This is a genomic window from Nostoc sp. FACHB-280, assembly GCF_014697615.1.
Classification (GTDB): domain Bacteria; phylum Cyanobacteriota; class Cyanobacteriia; order Cyanobacteriales; family Nostocaceae; genus Nostoc_B.
In genome coordinates this window covers 147,844-168,547 of record NZ_JACJSD010000008.1, presented here as the reverse complement: position 1 = coordinate 168,547, position 20,704 = coordinate 147,844, and the positions used below count along the sequence as shown (strand labels likewise).

The 20,704-nt window shown below is 39.6% G+C and carries 18 protein-coding genes; 8 read left to right on the top strand and 10 right to left on the bottom strand.

Translation table 11 applies throughout. From position 1 onward, the window contains the following. Positions 1-609: 609 nt before the first annotated feature. The 3 genes from ureG to ureE all read right to left on the bottom strand — a co-directional run bounded on the left by ureG (position 610) and on the right by ureE (position 2,380). Positions 610-1,206, bottom strand: a complete 597-nt coding sequence (ureG, locus tag H6G75_RS08485) for an urease accessory protein UreG (protein ID WP_190979507.1) — start codon at positions 1,204-1,206, stop codon at positions 610-612. Between the two features lie 66 nt (positions 1,207-1,272). Continuing rightward, a complete protein-coding gene (locus H6G75_RS08480) occupies positions 1,273-1,962 on the bottom strand; it encodes an urease accessory protein UreF (RefSeq protein ID WP_190979506.1) in 690 nt (229 codons plus the stop codon). Further along, positions 1,940-2,380: an urease accessory protein UreE gene (gene ureE / locus H6G75_RS08475; protein ID WP_190979505.1), complete on the bottom strand. Its 441-nt coding sequence runs from the start codon at positions 2,378-2,380 to the stop codon at positions 1,940-1,942. The genes H6G75_RS08480 and ureE overlap by 23 nt, the downstream gene beginning before the upstream one ends. 82 nt (positions 2,381-2,462) lie before the next feature. Here ureE and H6G75_RS08470 point away from each other — a divergent pair, with 82 nt between their 5' ends. The 3 genes from H6G75_RS08470 (at position 2,463) to H6G75_RS08460 (ending at position 6,261) form a co-directional block, all read left to right on the top strand. Next, on the top strand, positions 2,463-3,041 hold the full coding sequence (locus H6G75_RS08470; protein WP_190669106.1) for a hypothetical protein: 579 nt from the start codon (positions 2,463-2,465) through the stop codon (positions 3,039-3,041). A gap of 618 nt (positions 3,042-3,659) precedes the next feature. After that, positions 3,660-3,890, top strand: a complete 231-nt coding sequence (locus H6G75_RS08465) for a NifU family protein (protein WP_062293460.1) — start codon at positions 3,660-3,662, stop codon at positions 3,888-3,890. A 136-nt stretch (positions 3,891-4,026) separates the two neighbouring features. Continuing rightward, positions 4,027-6,261 (top strand): glycoside hydrolase, encoded by a 2,235-nt coding sequence (locus H6G75_RS08460; RefSeq protein ID WP_190979504.1) that lies wholly within the window; start codon positions 4,027-4,029, stop codon positions 6,259-6,261. A 231-nt stretch (positions 6,262-6,492) separates the two neighbouring features. Here the strand turns inward: H6G75_RS08460 and H6G75_RS08455 are convergent, their stop codons facing one another. Further along, the gene (locus H6G75_RS08455) at positions 6,493-6,879 is read right to left on the bottom strand and encodes a type II toxin-antitoxin system VapC family toxin (RefSeq protein WP_190979503.1); all 387 of its coding nucleotides are present in this window, start codon (positions 6,877-6,879) and stop codon (positions 6,493-6,495) included. Then, positions 6,876-7,091, bottom strand: a complete 216-nt coding sequence (locus H6G75_RS08450) for a DUF2281 domain-containing protein (protein WP_190979502.1) — start codon at positions 7,089-7,091, stop codon at positions 6,876-6,878. Before H6G75_RS08450 ends, H6G75_RS08455 begins: the two co-directional genes overlap by 4 nt. A gap of 244 nt (positions 7,092-7,335) precedes the next feature. Between H6G75_RS08450 and H6G75_RS08445 the strand changes: the two genes are divergently transcribed. Continuing rightward, a complete protein-coding gene (locus H6G75_RS08445; protein WP_190979501.1) occupies positions 7,336-8,430 on the top strand; it encodes a serine/threonine-protein kinase in 1,095 nt (364 codons plus the stop codon). Between the two features lie 29 nt (positions 8,431-8,459). Here the strand turns inward: H6G75_RS08445 and H6G75_RS08440 are convergent, their stop codons facing one another. Continuing rightward, positions 8,460-8,960 (bottom strand): DUF1648 domain-containing protein, encoded by a 501-nt coding sequence (locus tag H6G75_RS08440; RefSeq protein ID WP_190979500.1) that lies wholly within the window; start codon positions 8,958-8,960, stop codon positions 8,460-8,462. Between the two features lie 138 nt (positions 8,961-9,098). Between H6G75_RS08440 and H6G75_RS08435 the strand changes: the two genes are divergently transcribed. After that, positions 9,099-9,896 carry an Rpn family recombination-promoting nuclease/putative transposase gene (locus H6G75_RS08435; protein ID WP_190979499.1) on the top strand — a complete coding sequence of 266 codons (798 nt, stop codon included), beginning with the start codon at positions 9,099-9,101 and terminating at the stop codon, positions 9,894-9,896. Positions 9,897-9,962: 66 nt separating this feature from the next. Here the strand turns inward: H6G75_RS08435 and H6G75_RS08430 are convergent, their stop codons facing one another. Continuing rightward, a complete protein-coding gene (locus H6G75_RS08430; protein ID WP_190979498.1) occupies positions 9,963-10,574 on the bottom strand; it encodes a hypothetical protein in 612 nt (203 codons plus the stop codon). Positions 10,575-10,651: 77 nt separating this feature from the next. Between H6G75_RS08430 and H6G75_RS08425 the strand changes: the two genes are divergently transcribed. The 3 genes from H6G75_RS08425 (at position 10,652) to H6G75_RS08415 (ending at position 14,289) form a co-directional block, all read left to right on the top strand. Further along, positions 10,652-11,488, top strand: a complete 837-nt coding sequence (locus H6G75_RS08425) for an endonuclease/exonuclease/phosphatase family protein (RefSeq protein ID WP_190979497.1) — start codon at positions 10,652-10,654, stop codon at positions 11,486-11,488. Positions 11,489-11,497: 9 nt separating this feature from the next. Continuing rightward, positions 11,498-12,940 (top strand): cardiolipin synthase, encoded by a 1,443-nt coding sequence (gene cls, locus H6G75_RS08420; RefSeq protein ID WP_190979496.1) that lies wholly within the window; start codon positions 11,498-11,500, stop codon positions 12,938-12,940. 119 nt (positions 12,941-13,059) lie between these two features. Next, a complete protein-coding gene (locus tag H6G75_RS08415) occupies positions 13,060-14,289 on the top strand; it encodes a DUF4336 domain-containing protein (protein ID WP_190979495.1) in 1,230 nt (409 codons plus the stop codon). 147 nt (positions 14,290-14,436) lie between these two features. Here H6G75_RS08415 and H6G75_RS08410 read toward each other — a convergent pair whose 3' ends face one another. The 3 genes from H6G75_RS08410 to H6G75_RS08400 all read right to left on the bottom strand — a co-directional run bounded on the left by H6G75_RS08410 (position 14,437) and on the right by H6G75_RS08400 (position 20,429). Then, complete coding sequence (locus tag H6G75_RS08410) at positions 14,437-15,903, bottom strand: diguanylate cyclase (RefSeq protein WP_190979494.1); 1,467 nt, start codon at positions 15,901-15,903, stop codon at positions 14,437-14,439. Between the two features lie 176 nt (positions 15,904-16,079). Continuing rightward, complete coding sequence (locus tag H6G75_RS08405) at positions 16,080-19,160, bottom strand: Calx-beta domain-containing protein (protein WP_190979493.1); 3,081 nt, start codon at positions 19,158-19,160, stop codon at positions 16,080-16,082. Positions 19,161-19,823: 663 nt separating this feature from the next. Next, positions 19,824-20,429 carry a hypothetical protein gene (locus H6G75_RS08400; protein WP_190979492.1) on the bottom strand — a complete coding sequence of 202 codons (606 nt, stop codon included), beginning with the start codon at positions 20,427-20,429 and terminating at the stop codon, positions 19,824-19,826. Positions 20,430-20,704: the final 275 nt, after the last annotated feature.

Genomic DNA, 20,704 nt, shown 5'->3' with positions numbered 1-20,704 from the left:
TACTATATCCTTGGGAAACTGGGGAGTGATGTTAGGGAAAAGATATTAATACTGCACACTCATAATTTTTCAGAGCGTTATTATCCAAGAATCATCGTTAAGCCACACATCTACATACAAAAATTAATGTGTCTTGGATAAGTAAATTGATGCTTAAGTACCAACGCTTTTTAGAAGAGAATTTTTTTGCTGATTGTTAACTAAACTCTTGCTGAAGATAGTTAAAAGTCACTTTTAATATAACAGACTCATTATTACTAAATATCAATGATTTTAACTCTAGAATTTATCTAACTTTAGGAGGAATAATATATTAGTTCTATCTAACCAAAGATAGAGGACAGTATAAGATAAGTTTGTTATTCGTAGCGTTTCTCGGTTGGGTGCAGTACAAGTAGATGGGGAAGAGAGGCTAGAGGCTAGGGAAATTTATAGCAGTAGCAAAGTTGCTTAGGACATGGATAAATAGTAAAACTGAGACAGCACAAAGCTTTTAACCCTGTCACCTGTCACCTATCACCTGTCCCCTGCTATACCTGCAAAGTCAGCACAAAGTAACGCAGAGTTAGGTTACGCTGACGTATTGATAAATTACAAATGGTAAAATTTTTAAGCCAAGTATTTACAAACGAAGTTAATTACCTCTGCTAAACCTGATTGAGTTTTTAAATTCGTAAAAATAAAAGGTTTATTACCGCGCATTTTTTTCGCATCGCGTTCCATAACGCTTAAATCTGCACCGACGAATGGTGCAAGGTCAGTTTTATTAATCACTAATAAATCAGATTTGGTAATTCCTGGGCCGCCTTTGCGGGGAATTTTATCACCAGCAGCCACATCAATAACATAGATAGTTAAATCGACTAATTCGGGACTGAAGGTAGCGGCTAAATTATCACCACCACTTTCTAAAAAGACTAAATCTAAATTATGAAAACGCTCTTCTAACTGTTCAATTGCAGCTAAATTCATTGAAGCATCTTCTCTAATCGCCGTGTGGGGACAGCCACCAGTTTCTACACCCAAAATGCGATCGCTTGCTAAAGCCTGAGAACGCACCAAAAATTGTGCATCCTCCTGAGTATAAATATCATTCGTCACCACAGCAAGATGATACTGGTCACGTAACGCCTTACATAAAGCATCCACTAACGCCGTCTTCCCCGAACCTACCGGGCCTGCAACACCTACTCGAAATGCGGTCATAATAAAAAGTCAAAAGGCAAAAGGATAAAATTTCATACTTCATACTTTACACTTCATACTTCCCACTCAACTTCTAAACAACCTTGTATACTGCCTTTCATGCTGCATACTTGCTAAAGATAAACCCCAGCTACAACAACTTAATTCATCATCTTCTAAAACAAGAACTGCTTGGACAGTAGCACTAATTAAGGGTTGTAAATTTAGTAATAATTCTTGTCCGGCGGTTTGTCCGAGGGGAATCAGTTTAACTCCGGCGGTGATGAGATTAGTAGCCCAACTATGCAGATATGCGAGTAAAGCAGCATTGGGGTGAATTTGCCAATGAGCAACAGCAATACCAAAAGCAACTGCATAATTGCAACGATTACCCACACTATTAATTGTAGGTAGTAATTCTGGTTGTAGTTTACCAAGTAATTGAGCCAGCGATCGCCCCATCTGCCAACTAGAGTTGCGTAATTCTTGGGTTTCCCTCGCCGCCGATAACCAGTGATTCCAATAACAGAGGGTTTCAATATTCCCCATCTTCGCAGATGCAGCCGCCCGTAACATCACCGCCGCCTCTAGCCGAATTGCACCGTAACGTAACTCCGAGGTTAGCCAATGTTTGAGTGTATCTTGATTGGTAATAATGCCATGTTCTACCAAAGTTTCCAAACCCTCAGAATAACTATAAGCGCCCACAGGTAAAGCGGGGCTGGCTAACTGCAAAATTCCCAAAAAATGACTATCAGTGAGGGTGATGGTGTCCATAAGCCCCTAATTCTGGCTGAAACGGTGCAATTTCTTCTGTAATTTCCAGTCCCAACTGTACCAACATCGTGTGTAAAACAGTATCTGGTGACAAACGCAAATAACTCGGCGTAATTTCCAGAGGTACGTGACGATTACCCAGATGGTATGCTGCTCGCATTAACAACAGTGGTGATTTAGCCGAGACAGTCAGCACAGGTTCTGGCTTCGCAACAATTCTCATTAAACTACCATCATTTTCCTCTTGTAGAATATCGCCATCCCGTAACACAGTCCCCCTGGGTAAACGCAAAAACACAACCTGACCATTTTCCATGTCAAACCGATGACGGCTGCGAGTCCGTTCTTGTGCCGTCAGTGCTAAAGTTAAACTCACCACAGCATTAGCATCTGGTGGTTTACGTTGAGTCAAGATCATCTTTGCACCTTTGCGCCTTTGCGCGAAACATTCAACATTCATCAATTTGATATTATTAACGAAGTGAGCGATCGCTAAAACTATGGCAAAGCGTAAAAAAAGCAATCTCCAGTGGATTAAAGAAACGCTTGATCTCCAACCCGACCACCACTGGGAATCTCCATCAGGCTATAAAATTTTCGTTGCTAACCGGGGGGCTGTTCGCTTCAACGTCCCCCAAAATTGGGTATTTGAACCCCAAGAAAAATCCTTCAAGTTCATGGATAAAAAACCACCCAAAGATGACTGCTGTTTAGAAGTATCTTTTAATCACCTACCGCCCCACGACTGGAGTTTGTTTCCCCTCAAAGCTACCTTAAAGAAAATCGTAGAAGAAGACAGCCGCGATGTAATTGAGAAAGGCGAAGTTATCACCCTCAAACGCCAAACCGCCAGAGTTGTGTGGACAGAACTTAAATTTATTGACACCCAAGCCGAACCAAGAGAAGCTTTTTCTCGAATTTGCATTGGTTTAGGCTCAAATATACAATGCTTAATTACCTTTGAGTTTTGGGCAGACCAAGCCGAACAGTTAACACCCGTTTGGGATGAAGTGATGCGGAGTCTCACCCTAGGACTGTATATCCGCGACCCCAGAACAGGTTTAGCTTTTCCAGACTAGTACAACAGAGCAAAAGTAAAAAATAAAAAGTAAAAAGAAAGAATAGTGATAAAACAAGCCTTTTAGCTATTCCAGATAGTCTGTTTATTTACGCCAACCTCTACTAGTGCTGAGTAATATACGCTCTTTAACTCAGCACCTTTTCGGTTACAGGTTATAGAAACGTAGACTAGAGAACTGACAGCGAGATTTTCTTTCCCCCACACCCACACTCCCCACACTTCCCACACTCCCCACTCCCATACGCCCTATACACCCCTTAAACCCCTCCCTACCCATACACCCCTAAACCCACGCACCCAATTTTTATGACTGTATATGAAAACACTATATATATGCCTGGGGAGTAAGGTAAAGTTATGATGTATTTCACTTCGATTAACTAGTAAGTTCACGAATCCCGTCACAGGGCTGGATGTTAGCTGTTGAGTCGCTAGTGATTGTTTTGTGTCAAACAACAAAGGTAAAACTACGCCAAGCAATCTAGCGACAATTGGATCTAGGATTGATTTAACAAAGCTAAAAAACAAAGCTGTGGGTATTGAGTTGGTAGTAGTGCCAAAAATCTACGAAAAACTCATACCTCATCACCATCACTAACTTCACAGGTCTAAAACAATGGAATTGACAATTGACAACGTAGAAACCGTTTTAGATGAAATGCGCCCTTATTTGATGTCTGATGGCGGTAACGTGGAACTTGTAGAACTTGATGGCCCTGTGGTCAGATTACGGTTACAAGGTGCTTGTGGTTCTTGTCCTAGCTCCACAATGACCCTGAGAATGGGTCTGGAACGCCGCCTCAAGGAAATGATTCCCGAAATTGCTGAAGTTGAACAAGTAATTTAGGGGCTGAGGGATCAGAAGTAAAAAGTCAAAGGTCAAAAGTAAAAAGTCAAAATTTAACGCTTTTTACTTTTGCCTTTAAACTTTTCACTTTATAAATCCCTAAGTCCTCATCCCTAATCCTTAATCATTACCGATTATGTCCCATCCACTTTATGTTGCCTTTATTTGGCATCAACATCAGCCGCTGTACAAATCTCCTGACAGCGGCGTTTCACTTTCATCTACCCAACAATACAAGCTACCTTGGGTACGCTTACACGGCACTAAAGATTATTTAGATTTAATATTAATCCTGGAACAATATCCCAAGTTACACCAAACGGTGAATTTGGTACCTTCTTTGATATTGCAATTAGAAGATTACATTGCTGGTACAGCTTTTGACCCTTATTTAACAGCCAGCTTAACTGCTGCTGAACAACTAACCAGAGAACAGCACGAATTTATTGTCCAACATTTCTTTGATGCCAATCACCACACCTTAATTGATCCCCATCCCCGTTATGCTGAGTTATATCAACAAAGGCAAGACAAAGGACAAGCTTGGTGTTTAGCAAATTGGGGTGTGCAGGATTACAGCGATTTGCTGGCTTGGCACAATTTAGCTTGGATAGATCCTTTGTTTTGGGATGACCCAGAAATTGCCGCTTGGTTAAAACAAGGGCGGAATTTTAGTTTAAGCGATCGCCAGCAAATTTACGCTAAACAACGCCAAATCTTAAGCCGCATTATTCCCCAACACCGAAAAATGCAGCAAACAGGGCAATTAGAAGTCACAACCACGCCCTACACTCACCCAATTATGCCTTTGCTGGCTGATACTAACTCTGGTCGGGTAGCAGTGCCGAATATGACCTTACCAGAGCATCGCTTTCAATGGGCAGAAGACATTCCCCGCCACCTACGCAAAGCCTGGGATATGTATACAGAGCGTTTTGGTCAAGAACCCAGAGGTTTATGGCCTTCGGAACAATCTGTGAGTCCAGAAGTATTACCGTATATTATTAAACAAGGTTTTAAGTGGATTTGCTCAGATGAAGCAGTCTTAGGGTGGACACTGCGACACTTCTTCCATCGAGATGGTGCAGGGAACGTCCAGCAACCAGAAATGCTATATCGCCCTTATCGCCTAACAACTCCAGCAGGGGATTTAGCGATTGTTTTCCGCGACCATAGATTGTCTGATTTAATTGGCTTTACCTACGGGGCAATGCAGCCAAAACAAGCCGCCGCCAACTTAGTGGGACATCTGCAAGCGATCGCTAAAAAGCAGCGCGAAAACCCCAGCGACCAACCTTGGTTAGTCACCATTGCTTTAGATGGCGAAAATTGCTGGGAATTTTATCCCCAAGATGGCAAGCTGTTCCTGGAAGCTTTGTATCACAACCTGAGCAACGACCCCCAATTGCAACTTGTCACCGTCTCGGAATTTATTGAAAAATTCCCACCCACAGCCACTATCCCCCAAGAACAATTACACAGTGGTTCGTGGGTAGATGGTAGCTTCACCACCTGGATTGGCGACCCAGCAAAAAATAAAGCCTGGGACTACCTCACCCAAGCCAGAGCCGTGTTAGCCAGCCATCCAGAAGCCACCGAAGAAACTAACCCAGCCGCCTGGGAAGCTTTGTACGCGGCTGAAGGTTCAGACTGGTTTTGGTGGTTTGGTGAAGGGCATTCTTCTAATCAAGATGCTATTTTTGATGAATTATTTCGAGAGCATCTAGCTGGCATTTACAAAGCCTTAAATGAACCCGTACCAGCCTATCTCTCTCAAGCTGTAGAAGTGCATGAAATTCGCGCCAATCATCTTCCAGAAAGCTTTATTCACCCGGTCATTGATGGCCGTGGTGACGAACAAGATTGGGACAAAGCCGGCAGAATCGAAGTTGGTGGTGCGAGAGGCACAATGCACAACAGCAGCCTCATCCAACGACTTTGGTATGGGGTAGATCACCTCAACTTTTATATCCGGTTGGACTTCAAAAGTGGTGTCAAACCAGGACAAGAATTACCACCAGAATTAAATTTGCTGTGGTTCTATCCTGATAAAACCATGCACAATAGCCCAATTCCCTTAAAAGATGTGCCGCAGCAAGCACCAGTAAATTATTTGTACCATCACCATTTGGAAATTAATTTACTCACACAATCAGTACAGTTCCGCGAAGCCGCAGAAGATTATCAATGGCAACCCCGCTTTAGCCGCGCCCAAGTAGCTTTAGATACTTGTTTAGAATTATCAGTGCCTTGGGCAGATTTGCAAGTTCCCCCCGATTATCCCCTGCGCTTGATTTTAATTCTGGCTGATAACGGGCGTTTTTCTGACTATTTGCCAGAAAATGCTTTAATTCCAATTGAAGTACCGTAGGAAAATATGAGGTATGAAGGCTGAAGTATGAAACAACTGCTTCAGTCTTTATGCTTTGTTGGGTGTATCTGTTATTAAAACGTTCGAGTCCAGAGCTTGACGCTTTGAGCAAAAAATTTTGGCGTTGCTGATTACGGGGATGATTTTTGTCTCACGCAAAGGCGCAAAGAGCAAGAGTTTTAAAAGTGGAATTTTATGATTTCATCCCGCATTTATGCAACGCCAAAATTTTTATGTCCACAACAGTTGTAGTGGATAAGCCGCAAATGCACGATCACGACTGACGATCGCCAAATTATGGCGCATTGCTTGAGCAATTAGAATGCGATCAAACGGATCACGGTGATGGAGTGGGAGTTTGAGGATTTGTATCGTGTCAGCAAAAGCGATCGGCAGGAGGTTGATTCCAGCAGGCTCTAAACTAGCTTCAATTAATTCGTAATTTGCCTGAAGTGAGAGTTTACCGAGGTTAAGCTTGATCGCAATTTCCCATAATGTGGCGATGCTGAGATAAACGCGCTCTGCATGATCAATCTCTGCTTTGAGTGAGTCAGGCAAGTTAGGATCATCTTCTGAATACCAGATAAAAGCGTGAGTGTCCAACAGTAATGCCGTCATTCCATGTATTCCTTCAGATCATCCAAAGGCTCATCGAAGTCTTCTGGTAGGGGTAAGCTAAAAGTGCCTTTGAGAAAGCCAGCTTGACGTTTTGGGGAGACAGATTTAGTTTTGACGTGGTTTGCCAGGAGAAATTGAGTGTAGTGTAAGACTTCTTGTTGGAGAGATTCAGGTAGTTGTTTGAGGTGTTGAAGGATGGTGGTTTCGAGCATCAGACCGCCTTTATAGACACCTCTAATTTTAGCAAAGGGAACCGTGACTTACTGACTAGCACAGGTCTAAACGTTGAGTTATTCTACTGCATCCTTCAACTGTTTTTGTTGTTCCACTTGAGAGCATCAAGTGTTGGGCGATAGAAGACTTTGAAAAAGTTTTACAAACATGCAGTAATGATACTGGCAAAAAAATATTTTTAAAGTTACATTGAAAACAATGCAGAGTAGCTGTTTTAAAACCATGAATCGCTTTTCTGAAAACATTACCCCTTTTCCAGACGAGTACAGTTTACAAAAAAATCAACTGGCTCGATTGTGTGGTTCTACGCAGCTATTCCGCGATCGCTACATGATATTGCGAATTTTAGGTAGAGGTGGCTTTGGCATTACCTTTTTAGCCAGAAACGCCCGCTTACCCGGAAATCCTCTGTGTGTAATTAAACAACTTTGTCCAAAAACCACCAGTACCAAAAGTTGGCAAAAAGCTTGTCAAAGATTTGAACAAGAAGCCAAAACCTTAGCGCAACTTGGTAGTCATTCACAAGTTCCTATGCTGTTAGACTACTTTGAAAAAAATGGTGAGTTTTATTTAGTGCAGGAATATGTGCGGGGTTGTACATTAGCACGAGAAGTCAGACGTAATGGCGTGAAAACTGAAGCCGAAGTTAAGCAGTTTTTACAAGACATTCTGCCAATATTGCAGTATATCCATCAAAATCGGGTAATTCATCGAGATATTAAACCGCAAAACTTGTTGCGCTGTGAAGATGACCAACGATTGGTGATGATTGATTTTGGTGCAGTTAAAGAAAAGTTAGTTGATATTTCTGAAGACTCTGGCTACAAGACAGCCACGACTAATTTTGTCGGAACTATGGGATTTGCACCACCAGAACAGTTTGCATTGCGGCCAGTTTACGCCAGTGATATCTATGCAGTGGGAGTCACTTGTCTGTATTTATTAACTGGTAAAGGGCCTTTAGACTTTGAACATGATACATCCACAGGGGAAATTAGCTGGCAAAAAGAAGTGAATATTAGTGATCACTTTGCCAGGATTTTAGGAAAAATGGTGAGGTTTTCCTTAGACGATCGCTTCAAGACTGTAGATGATGTGATTAAAGCATTAAATCTAGAGAAGAATTTACCTAATTTAAGCAACTGTTTAACCACAAAACCCCTGCGAACATTCCAGCCTCAACCAGAACCAACACCACCCCAACAAACATACATTTCACCAACAGCCAAAACTGCGATCGCAATTCGAGAATGGAAAGCTAAACTCAACAATAAACAATTGCACCGTCAGTTAAATTCTTACTTAACTTCAGTCTAAATATTAAGTATCTCCCTTATCCCTAAATCTCATCTCGCCAAAAACGATTGCCTTAACCAATATCCAATCGTGCCGAATATGATGATAATTAATCCAGGCAAAAACCAGATGCCTAAAGAGGGATTGGCTGTAGTTGCTAGATGGTAAATTTGCCATTCAATATAAGCAGATAGCCAAACCATCTCAGTTTTTAACCAATTTAGCATCGAGCCAGCAATTTGATATTGCCGCACAGCATTTACTTCAGTGATAGTAACTGCATAGTTAAATGTGTGTGGGTAACGACTAATAAATGTTAAAAAGCTATAAGTTACTAAACTTAAAATTGGTAACAGCCAAATAATTTTTTTACTTCCCCAACCATTAACTTTGCCATCAAATCCAAAATGAATGGGTATCGTTTCTGGTAACGCCAACCAAGCGTGAATCGCAATGCCAAATAATCCCACGATGCCGGCGATCGCAATCCAGTTTATGATTTGTGCTGAAGAAGATTGAGGAATTACTAAAACAGGCCTATGACGACTCATATTATTACCTTTTTGAACGTAATTCATTTCTAATCTATCTTTTCCAACAAGTAAATGTCTTCATAAAAACATTCAAATCAACAATCATTTGCATTAACTGATAAAATTAAGGACAATCAGCCTATTTCGATATGTTCAGTGAAACGTGACTCTATTTATTACCAAATTTTTAAACGATTCCCAGCCTTAATTTTTGAAATCGTTAATTATCGGCATGAACAGGCGCAAAATTATCGATTTGAATCAGTTGAGGTGAAAGAAACCTCCTTTCGCATTGATGGAGTCTTTTTACCATCAGAGGGTGTCACACCAAGAATTGTGTTTTTCGCGGAAGTGCAATTTCAGCGAGATGAAGCTTTGTATCATCGCTTCTTTACTGAGTCAATGACGTATTTGTACCGGAATCAAAATGAATACGATGATTGGTATTGTGTAGTAATTTTTCCATCACGCAGTTTAGAACCAAGCGATACTAGAACACATCGAATTTTTTTAAACAGCGACCAAGTACAGCGCATTTATTTAGATGAGTTGGGTAGTTCTGATACTCTACCAATCGGGATTAATTTGATGCAGTTAACAATTGCCTCAGAGAATAAAATGGCAGAGAAAGCCAAGCAAGTAATTCAAAGGGTAGAATTAGAATTAACAGATACACTCCAGAAAACCGAAATCATCGATATTATTACGACAATAGCTGTTTACAAGTTTGCGTCTTTGAGTAGAGAGGAAGTAGAAGCTATGCTGGGACTAACTTTAGAAGAAACAAGGGTTTATCAAGAAGCAAAAGCTGAGGGTAGAGAAGAACAGAAAGCTGAAATTTTGAAAGCGGCTGTACCTCTGTTATTAAAAACAGGAATGAGTATAGAACAAATTGCTCAACAACTGAAGGTTGATGTAGAGTCTGTCCGAGTGGCTGCACAGGAGAGTCCATAGCCTGCGATCGCTCCTATAATGTATCAGAAGAATTAGCCTGCGTTTGGCTTTGCCATTTTAGATAAGCTAGGCAGGCTTTGTTTTTAATTCACATTGTTGAAAAATATAATTAACTGCTGCAAACAATTTATCTAAATATTGAATAACATACAAATCTTTATTCCGAGTAAACACATCAGCAGACAACTTGCCAAATTGCCATACTTTGCCGTTTGTCACAATTCCAAAAATATCGCTGACAAAATCATCGTTAATTCTTTGGACTGCAATCATCTCAGCTAAACACTGTCCCCAACCTTCTTCAAATCTGTCTTGTTTAGCTTCTACTGTCAGAAAATATGGTTTATCAAATACAACTGTTCCTAGAGGATTTCGCTGGGTGACTGTATAATCTGGAACTCCTGATAAATCTTCGTCATAAGTCAATGTTTCATGGCTCCAAAGTGTTAATTTACTCCGGTAATGTTTCCAAACTTCTTTTAAAACTGGATAGATCAGATTTTCACAAATAGCATCTTCAGAATTATCTATAACTCCATCTATAAATAGTAAATCTAACTCTTCTTGGAAAGCTTGGGGAACAGGAAAATCTAATTCCGACATAAAATTAGACTGGATATATTTGATTTGAAATTTTTTGATGACTGTACTAATATTTTTATAATTACTAAATGCCATATTAATTGACCTTGTTAGCGTAAACATCCACAACTAGGGAATAATTTAACATAGATAAAGTTTAGTAAATTTGAGTCATGTCTGAGTTCAAAGAAAACATCGCCTCTTTCGCCAGACAGTTTGTTCCCTCTTATCGATTCATTCGCACCCATGAATCTACACTCGGTAATAGTCATAAACTGCAAACAGAACTAAAGCCTCACTCAATTAAGGTTTTAAACTGGAATATTGCTAAAAATAACTTTGACAAAAGTTGGTTTAAAGATTTTTACCGCATTCTGCGACAGTACCAACCTGATTTAATCTTCTGCCAAGAAGTCCGAATGGGTGTAGGTGTGAAACAAATTATTGGGTTTAACAAATTGAGTTGGGCTTATGCACCGAATTTCATTGATGCCCATCATCAAACTTATTCGGGGATTTTAACAGCAGCTAATATTAGTCCTCTCAGTAAGAAAGCGATAGTGACTAAACATTATGAACCTCTAGTTAACACACCCAAGGTTTCATTAATTGCAGAATATTCTTTATCTCACCAGCACAAAACCCTGTTAACTATTAATAGTCACTTAATTAATTTTGTTGATTTAAATAAATTTAAAACTCAATTACAAGAAATAGAGTTAGCGTTATCCACACATCACGGGCCGATTATTTTTGCTGGTGATTTCAATACTTGGAATCGTCAACGAGCCATACTTTTAGATAAAGCTGTCACTAAATTAGGGTTAAAGTCAGTCGAATTTGCCCCTCATGAAAGTAAAAAGATTAAAAGGTTCCTTTTGTCACCCCCCCTAGATTATATTTTTTATCGAGGATTAACTGAAAAATCCGCCAGTGCCAAAGTTTTAGATGAAATTAATTCATCCGATCACAAGCCATTGCTGGCAGAATTTAGTTATGTCGATATGTAAGAAATAAAGATGCTTGTAGACATTAGCATCCTCACTTTTTTTAGTGCTGCTACCGTTGTCGTTCATGCTTTGGGAATTGCCCATGCTGCTCATGCAGTCATGACTGTGCGTTCTTCCCGTGGTGCGATCGCCTGGAGTATTTCGTTAGTTACTTTTCCCTGGCTGGCTTTACCTTTATACTGGATTTTAGGCAGAACTAAATTTCATGGCTATGCTGAAGCCTTACGTTCAGTCTTTTCTGAACATCAAAAATTAGTTCGCCAAGCATATAGTGAAATAACTAAATTTCAAGTTGCAGTTCCAGAGAAATTAAAATCACTAGAATTATTAGCAGAAACATTTACAGGCGTTGCTTTTACATCAGGGAATGCAGCAGAATTACTCATTGATGGACAGCAAACATATCCAGCAATGTTAAGTGCGATCGCTTCTGCAAAAAACTATATTTTGCTGCAATCTTACATTGTTGATGACGATGAAGCAGGTCATGAATTTAAAGCCGCTTTAATTGCTAAAGCACAACAAGGCATTCGGATTTATTTTCTTTACGATGAAATTGGTTCTAATAAATTACCTCGAACATATATCAACTCTCTACGCCAAAATTTTATTCAAGTCAGTGCATTTCATACCACCAAAGGTAGAGGTAATCGTTTCCAGCTTAACTTTCGCAACCATCGCAAAATTTTAGTAGTCGATGGTGAAATTGCATTTACTGGTGGTTTAAACATTGGTAATGATTACGTCGGTAAAAATTGCCGTCTCAGTCCTTGGCGCGACACCCATCTAAAATTGCAAGGGCCGACAGTTCAAAGTCTACAAAGTTCTTTTTTGCAAGATTGGTATTGGGCAAATCGCAAAGTTATCGATGTTAATTGGCAAGTTCAACCCAACTGGGAAGCCAACCAAACAGCATTAATTTTACCCACAGGCCCCGCCGACAAACACAAAGCTTGTCAACTTTTTTTCGTGAATGCTATTAATCAAGCCCAAACTCGTCTGTGGATAGCGACTCCCTATTTTGTCCCAGATGATTCAACTCTCACAGCTTTAAAATTAGCAGCAATGCGCGGTGTAGATGTCCGCATTATTTTACCAAACCGACCCGATCACTTATTTGTTTATCTGTGTTCCTTCTCTTATTACAACGAGATGAAACCCATAGATATCAAGTTTTACCGTTACAAACATGGGTTCATGCACCAAAAAATCATCCTCATCGATAATGATTTAGCAGGAGTAGGCACAGTCAACCTGGATAATCGCTCATTTTTTCTCAACTTTGAAGTTATGAGTTTTATTATCAATGCTCAATTTGTCAACAGCGTCGAGAAAATGCTAAAAACCGATTTAGCTGCCTCTGTAACCGTAGATTTTTCTAAATATGATAAAAAACCTTTGTGGTTCAAGTTAGCTGTGAGAATCTCTCGTTTACTCACCCCCTTGTTGTAAACTCATTTCATCATCTCTCCGCGTCTTTGCGTTTCTGCATAAGGCACAGAATTTGCTAAACTCCAACTTCGGAGAGAACGAATAAACTTAAGTATTGGGAATTTCGGAGGGGTTTCAGGGTGGCTTTTGATGAACGTATAGTAACAGAACAAATTCATCCAAAAGATATTTCTTGGCCATTCTGGCCAATTGTGCCACTCTACCCATATAGCAGGCGGCGGACAATTCGCAAAGAAATCATCAAAGACACCATCTGGACTTTTGACCAATTGCAGGGCATTTTTTATGTTGTTGTGCCGATTCGGATGACGGTTGTCAAGCTAGATGCAGGTGGTTTGTTGGTTTATGCGCCTGTCGCACCAACACGAGAATGTCTGCAACTGATGCAGGAGTTAGTCGCAGAACACGGCGATGTGAAATATATTATCTTGCCAACTATTTCTGGTATTGAACATAAGGTTTTTGTCGGCCCCTTCGCCAGATGCTTTCCCAATGCACAGGTATTTGTCGCCCCAAATCAATGGAGTTTCCCCCTAAATCTGCCATTGAGTTGGTTGGGTTTACCGGGAAAACGTACTCAAGTATTACCAGAAGATAGCAATCAAGCGCCTTTTGGTGATGAGTTTGACTATGCAATTTTGAAAACGATTGATTTAGGCCCTGGTAAGTTTACAGAAGTGGCATTTCTGCACAAGCGATCGCACACTTTATTAGTCACAGATGCAGTAGTATCTATACCAGAAGAACCACCTGCGATCGTTCAACTCGACCCTTATCCTTTACTCTTCCACGCTAAAGAAAAAGGTTCTGATGTTGTTGCTGATAATCAAGCTAACCGCCGCAAAGGATGGCAACGCATCACCTTATTTGCTTTATACTTTCAACCCAGTGTTTTAGACGTACCCGCCTGGGGCGAGGTCTTCCGCGATGCCCTCAAAGCCCCAGAACGTTCCCGCAAAGCTTATTTTGGTTTATTTCCCTTTAAATGGCAAAATAACTGGCAAAGGTCATTTCACGCCTTGCGCGGCGATGGGCGTTTATTTGTCGCGCCAGTTTTGCAAACTCTCATTCTCAACCGCGCACCCAGAGAAACACTTGATTGGGCTGATAAGGTTGCTAGTTGGGATTTTCAGTGGATTATTCCCTGTCATTTTGATGCACCAATTAAAGTCCAACCGCAGCAATTTCGCCAAGCATTTTCCTTTTTAGAAAAGCAACCAGTTGCAAGTGCAGGTTTGTTTAACAGTAGTAGTTATCCTTTACCAGAGGATGATTTTAAAATTCTGCGGGATATTGATGCAGGTTTAAATCAAACGGGTATTGTCCCGCCGGCGAAGGAGAAAATTTGAAGTGTGCTTGGTTATTGGGGACTTTTAATTAGAGGAATATGGAATTATTTGGGGATAAGGGAGACAAGGAGGACAAAGGAGTAATGTTTCTACCTTGTCTACACCCTCTACCTTGTCTAATCCAACTCAGCACTCAGCACTTCCTAATCAAAAGCAAATGCGATTACGCCCACTTTTTTTAGCTTCTCTGACTTTATCGCTGGCACGCTGTAAAAAGGAGACAGGGTTATTTTCGTCCATAAGTTCGACAACCCCAATACTAGTAGTGAGTTGGAACTGCTGACCATTGTAGGCTGTAATAATTTCTGCACTGAGAGCGAGGCGAATTCGTTCGGCTATCTGACAACCTGTATTCAGGTCAGTGTTAGACATAACAATACAAAATTCTTCTCCACCGTAGCGTGTCACCCAATCTCCGGCTCTGATATGAGTTTGAAATACTTGTGCAGCAGTTTTTAAAGCTTGATCACCTGTAGGAAAACCGTAGGTGCGATTAACTGCACCGAAATTATCTAAATCTAAAAGTAAGATTGTGAGTTGTTGCTGATATTTATGAGCTTTTTCAATTTCACGCGCCAGTAATCTATCAAGATAGCGGCGATTAAACACTTCCGTCAAACCATCATGTTCGGCTTCGACGCGGTATTTATTGGCTAATCGACTAGCTTTCAGCACCATTTCGCTAATCATCCGTTCTGCGGTGACACGAATGCGATGCTCAAAATCAGTTATAAGTTTATCTTGTCCAGAAGCATCCGCGATCGCATCAAATTCTTCAGAGGTGACAACTTGATTACGCCCTTTTTGCTTGGCTGCATATATACATTGATTAATTTCTTGCCATAATTGCTCAATCGAAGCATGTCCTAACATCGAAACCACACCCAAGGAAGCAGTAAGGCGCACAGAAGACATAGTATGAAGCTTAAATTCATGAGCTTCGATTTGGGTTCTGAGAAACTCTGCAAAGGCCTTCCCTTGCTCAATACTTCCACGCATACAAATAGCAAATTTATCACCGCCTGTCCGCGCCACAATTCCTGCACCTAATGAGTACTTTTGCAGAATTTGTCCAATCTCTTGTAATATCTGATCTCCTGTAATGTGTCCATAACGATCATTAATAAACTTAAAACGGTCAATATCTAAATAAATCAAAGATATCGAGCCAATATCTTCATTAGATGTTAAAAGATTGATTGCATAATCATTAAACTTCCGAAAATTAGCAACTCCTGTTAATTTATCGAGATTAAATAAATGCTTTTGTTGATTGTGCCAAAAACTGCGCTGTAAACGTAGACCTATTTGCTGATTAATTGCATCATATTTACAGGTTTCATCTTCTGCTTCTAACCAGTCAAGCGCAGCAGATTCTTGCTCAATCGTGTCTACTAATAATACTGTCGGTTTCCCAACAGTATTATACAGATGTCTGGCTTTATCTTGGCTTTCAAAAATCCTGAAGTCGATTACAATAATGTCAAAATCTTGTTCAAATAAGGTTGAAATATCAACTGTAATCCACTCAAAATTGAGAGGCACATTTGTTGGTTGAGGTAAATCTAGTGAACTACACCAAGCAACTCGAATTGCTTTCGTTTGTTCGTTCATTAATTTTAAACTTTAGTAACCGACAACATTGTATAGGTAACTTAAAGTTTAACAAGTAAATTTTGCTATGACTATTAATAGTAATTGTCAAATATTGATGAAAAACGAGTATTTGCCTGTGGGAATATACTGAGGCGCTGAATAGTTACCTCAAGGCAAACTAGCTGATGATTGCCCTAAAAAATCACGTTATTCAAGCTGAAGTTACTAGCAATAAAGTTGTTGACTGTGGCTAAAGTGCTAAAAATTGAGTTGCCATTCCAGCCATCAATATCAATTTGAATTAAAGTATTTGACCCAGATTGTATGCTTCGGATGTAACCATCTGCAATGGGATTAGTACCTGTGTAACTTAAGTTAGTCAAGAGAGTTTGTACTACTAAAAAATCATCGGTACTGCTGAAATCAGTAATAGTATCAATACCCTCACCCAGACTAGAAAAGACGAATTTATCACTACCAGCTCCACCAGTCAGGCGATCGCTCCCCACACCGCCAACCAATGTATCATTACCATTACCACCAACTAGCGTGTCATTGCCATTGCCGCCATTGAGGGTATCATTGCCATCTCCGCCATTGAGGGTGTCATCATTGTCACCACCAAACAAGTTGTTATTAGCAGCATTACCTGTGATGGTATTTTTCAAAGCATTTCCAGTCCCATCAACAGCATTACTACCAGTCAAAACCAGATTTTCTAAGTTATCGCCGAGAGTGTAACTAAAACCGACACGCACAGTATCAGTTCCTTCGTTGGCTAGTTCGATAATTTTGTCATTGCTGTTATCAACATAATAAATATCATTACCAGCACCACCAACCATCAAATCATTACCAACACCGCCATCTAAGGTGTCGTTACCTGCACCACCATCTAAGGTATCGTTACCTGCATCTCCTATCAGGTTGTCATCATTATCGCCGCCAGACAGTTGATTATCCGCCGTGTTCCCTGTGATGGTGTTTTTCAAAGCATTTCCCGTACCATTAATTGCACTAGTACCAGTTAAGACCAAATTTTCTACGTTATCGCCAAGTGTCCAATTCACAGTTGTACGGACTGTATCTGTTCCTTCATTCACTAGTTCGATAATTTGGTCATTGCTGCTATCTACGTAGTAACTATCGTTACCAGCACCACCAATTAAGATATCATTACCACTACCGCCGGTTAAGGTATCATTGCCAGCACCACCGTCTAAAATATCGTTACCGCCTTCTCCCTTAAGCGTATCATCACCATCACCACCCAACAGCTTATTATTTGCATTATTACCTGTAATGCTGTTGTTTAAAGCATTTCCTGTACCATTAATCGCATCAGTACTAGTGAGAGTGAGATTTTCTAAAGCATCACTCAGCACCCAACTTACACCAGCAAACACATTATCAGTACCTTCATTAGCAAGTTCAATAATTTGGTCGTTGCTGCTATCTACGTAGTAAATATCATTACCAACACCACCAATCATCAAGTCATTACCAACACCTCCATCTAAGGTGTCATTTCCAGCCCCACCATCTAGAGTGTCATTCCCAGCGTTCCCTATTAGCTTATTATTTGCACTATTACCTTTAAGAATGTTATGACCAGCGTTCCCTGTACCGTTAATCTGAGATGTTCCTGTCAGGGTGAGGTTTTCAACGTTGGTTGGTAAAGTAGTTGTAACAGAAGCAGTTAAGGTATCAGTGATAGTTGTAGTAACAGTATTGCTAGTTCCAAGAATTGCATTAGCAGGGGAGATAAGTTGGAGGATAAAGGTTTCATCTTCCTCGTTAATGAAATCATTCAAAATCGGGATATTGATAACCTTACTTGTCTCTCCTGGGTTGAAGGTTATTGTTCCGATAGTACTGGTGTAGTCTGAACCTGCTGTAGCTGTAACGTTAGCAGTGAAATATTGGACAATGACAGTTTGATTACTGGTTTGAGAAAGATTAACAGTATATGTAGCGTTTTGAATGCTGCTGTTACCTTCAACTATTGTTTGGTTTGCACTAGTGAGACTAACAATTGGGACATCAACAATAGGTACACCAGCATCTTTTAATATGGCAACATCAAGTGGGGAAATATTATAGCGAACTCCTCGATAAAATATGACACCATTCATTAAGTCCCCAACCAGATTAACTCCTGGTCTGGAAGCATCATTTCCCACATGAGTGATGTTACCAAAGGTTAAAGGTACAGGAGAGCCATAAACACTAGTTGCTTGTTTTCCTACAAAGAAAAAATTGCTGCCATCAAAAACAATTTTTTCATCAAATGTAGATTGATAATTACCTGAGAGTGTAGCGTCAAAATTATCTTTCCAGGCGTTGAACCCAAATACATGACCAAATTCATGGAGTAATAAAGAAACAGCATCTGTTTTATTAATGGGTACAGTCGTAGTTCGTGCTACTGGGTCGGGGTCAAACCACAGTTCGTTAACTAGGTAATCAGGATTAAAGTTAAATTCAATGTCAGGCGTAGCACCATTAGGATCAACTCCTGTGCGAATTTCTGATATTGCACCTGGCTCATATACTGACAAAGTGCCATTATTATATACAAAAGATGAAGCTAAACTTCTACCTGTTGCTGTGGGGTTGGGATTAGAAAAATTAACAAGAATTTCTAAGCTGGCATTACCTGTAATATAGTTATCCCAATTTGCACCAGCCGCTAAGATATTGGATTTGATGGCAGAGTAATAGGCAGAAAATTTTCCTAATGGATCATTAAAGGTAATATTAAAATTAAGTACATCTGGATCTGATTTTTCGATAGCAATTGTCTGTCCATTTAGCGTAATAGTTGACCAATCATTTTCTGCGTAGATTTTGGTTAAACTCTGAGTTGTTAAATTCTCACCTCGAACTAAAGCTGAGAAAATTTCTCCTTCATCTCCTGGTGTATCTTGTTGATTAATTTGGGCATCAATAAAGTGTCCAATTTCCTCTAACAAAACAGATGTAACGGCTTCTGGGATAGCATTTGCTAAAAACCTATCTGACAGATAAATGGTATTGGTGCTAGTGGCGTAAGCTCCGTTAATATTGCCTAGAATCTTACTATCAATAACTTCAATTTGTGGGAGTTGACGGAAATCACCGCTTTGCCACTGCGATCGCATCTTTTCTGCAATAGTACGATTGTATTCTTTACCAAAAGCACTATCAAACAAGTTCCAGAAGTTATCTAAACTAGAAAAAGCAGACAGTTGATTTTGTGCCAGTACCAAAGCAGAATTAGGAAATTCGCTCATAAATGCTCTTGATTATGTATGGTAAAATTGATGATTATTCAGATTTAAAAAACATTCTTTATGATTAATTTAGTTATATTCATGCTTGATAAATAAACAATGAATACAGCTATATTTTTATTGTTAGAGCATAATTTTATGCTTCAACAATAAACTATACAAATCAAATCATTTGCTCAAAATTTTTGATTTGAAATTGTATTTGATTTAACTTTTTGATAAAACCATAAATATATTACATTAACTAATTAAATATCAACAACTGATGAATATAAGTAAATAAATGCCAACAATAGATATATGTATAAATAAGTAAATACGGAGAAAATAAAAATAATATGTTATTTTTTAATCAAACCAACATATTATTTTTACTAAAATTTCGTATCTCAGCTAAAACATACAGTATATTTCGGGTGACTGAGTTAAAAGCCTAATACTGTTTTATTTTAAAAATGATACAGGCGAACAAGCAGAAGAGGGCAGTTGATGGTGTTATCCCAATTCACAAAAACATTGATACAGATATATTGAAAACACCCAAGTGCAGATAGCAATTAACAATCCAAAATATAGGTATAAGTTATGCTAATAAGGGTACAGCATCGCTGTACCCTCTTGGTTTAAAAGTTGTATTTCAAAAGTTTTTGTATTATGGCAACATTAATGCTTTTGTAAAAGTGCTGACAATGAATTTTCCTTACGAATATCCATTAAATCTGCGAGTGACTCTTTACCTTTACCTAGGCGGTATTTTTGTGCTGGCGGTAGAACTTCAACCAAGGTTTTGCTTTTGACTTTGAGTGGTTGCAAAGGTACAAACACTGGTAAATTCTGGGATGTTTGTGAAACTGGTTTTAAAGCTTTTAGACGGCTGGAAGCAGATTTAGAGACTTTATGTGCTTGGGTTGGGTTACACAAGCGAAAAATTACATAACAACCACTACCACAACTAAGAGCGATCGCCATTACCATCCATAAAGGTAGAGGATTGCTATGTTCAGTCGTAATTGGCTCTTCTACGATCACTGGGATGGGTTCTAATTCTACCTGTTTCCCATGATCAACATGACTGAGGCTATAAAATGCCACAGCAGCCGTACCCACAACCATTGTAAAAACTCCACATAACAGCACCAATGGATGCTGTGTTAGTAAAGCCATCAGTATGTTTGAGCGACCTTTGGAACCCAATTTAGTCTTAGCTAATTCTCGATTGGATTCTATCAGTTGGGTTGGCTCATGGTTGAAATTTTGACGATTTTCCATGATCACTTTGAGATTTATACCCGTTCAGACTCATGATTATACTTAAGGGGTAAGTTATCAAGTATCCATAGCCAGATTTTGGCATAAACTAGCTCTTGTCTTCATGGTTAGCGCCTAAATCTCATCTTTTCTTTAAAAATCGATACTGCTGCAAATTTATGTGAGTTCGAGGGATTGAAAAAACCCCTCTCCAAAATTTTCCCCAACCACTTTCCGCGCTGGGGAGTGGTTGGGGAGAGGTTCATCAAACTCAGATTAATGACAGTAAAATTCAA

Excerpts from the sequence above, each read along its gene's own strand:
- H6G75_RS08440 (WP_190979500.1), bottom strand. The coding sequence starts at position 8,960 with ATGAGTCGTCATAGGCCTGTTTTAGTAATTCCTCAATCTTCTTCAGCA.
- ureG (WP_190979507.1), bottom strand. The coding sequence starts at position 1,206 with ATGACCGCATTTCGAGTAGGTGTTGCAGGCCCGGTAGGTTCGGGGAAG.
- H6G75_RS08430 (WP_190979498.1), bottom strand. The coding sequence starts at position 10,574 with ATGGCATTTAGTAATTATAAAAATATTAGTACAGTCATCAAAAAATTT.
- H6G75_RS08410 (WP_190979494.1), bottom strand. The coding sequence starts at position 15,903 with ATGAACGAACAAACGAAAGCAATTCGAGTTGCTTGGTGTAGTTCACTA.
- H6G75_RS08450 (WP_190979502.1), bottom strand. The coding sequence starts at position 7,091 with ATGCTCGAAACCACCATCCTTCAACACCTCAAACAACTACCTGAATCT.
- H6G75_RS08425 (WP_190979497.1), top strand. The coding sequence starts at position 10,652 with ATGTCTGAGTTCAAAGAAAACATCGCCTCTTTCGCCAGACAGTTTGTT.
- H6G75_RS08480 (WP_190979506.1), bottom strand. The coding sequence starts at position 1,962 with ATGGACACCATCACCCTCACTGATAGTCATTTTTTGGGAATTTTGCAG.
- ureE (WP_190979505.1), bottom strand. The coding sequence starts at position 2,380 with ATGATCTTGACTCAACGTAAACCACCAGATGCTAATGCTGTGGTGAGT.
- H6G75_RS08400 (WP_190979492.1), bottom strand. The coding sequence starts at position 20,429 with ATGGAAAATCGTCAAAATTTCAACCATGAGCCAACCCAACTGATAGAA.
- H6G75_RS08460 (WP_190979504.1), top strand. The coding sequence starts at position 4,027 with ATGTCCCATCCACTTTATGTTGCCTTTATTTGGCATCAACATCAGCCG.
- H6G75_RS08470 (WP_190669106.1), top strand. The coding sequence starts at position 2,463 with ATGGCAAAGCGTAAAAAAAGCAATCTCCAGTGGATTAAAGAAACGCTT.
- cls (WP_190979496.1), top strand. The coding sequence starts at position 11,498 with ATGCTTGTAGACATTAGCATCCTCACTTTTTTTAGTGCTGCTACCGTT.
- H6G75_RS08405 (WP_190979493.1), bottom strand. The coding sequence starts at position 19,160 with ATGAGCGAATTTCCTAATTCTGCTTTGGTACTGGCACAAAATCAACTG.
- H6G75_RS08445 (WP_190979501.1), top strand. The coding sequence starts at position 7,336 with ATGAATCGCTTTTCTGAAAACATTACCCCTTTTCCAGACGAGTACAGT.
- H6G75_RS08455 (WP_190979503.1), bottom strand. The coding sequence starts at position 6,879 with ATGACGGCATTACTGTTGGACACTCACGCTTTTATCTGGTATTCAGAA.
- H6G75_RS08465 (WP_062293460.1), top strand. The coding sequence starts at position 3,660 with ATGGAATTGACAATTGACAACGTAGAAACCGTTTTAGATGAAATGCGC.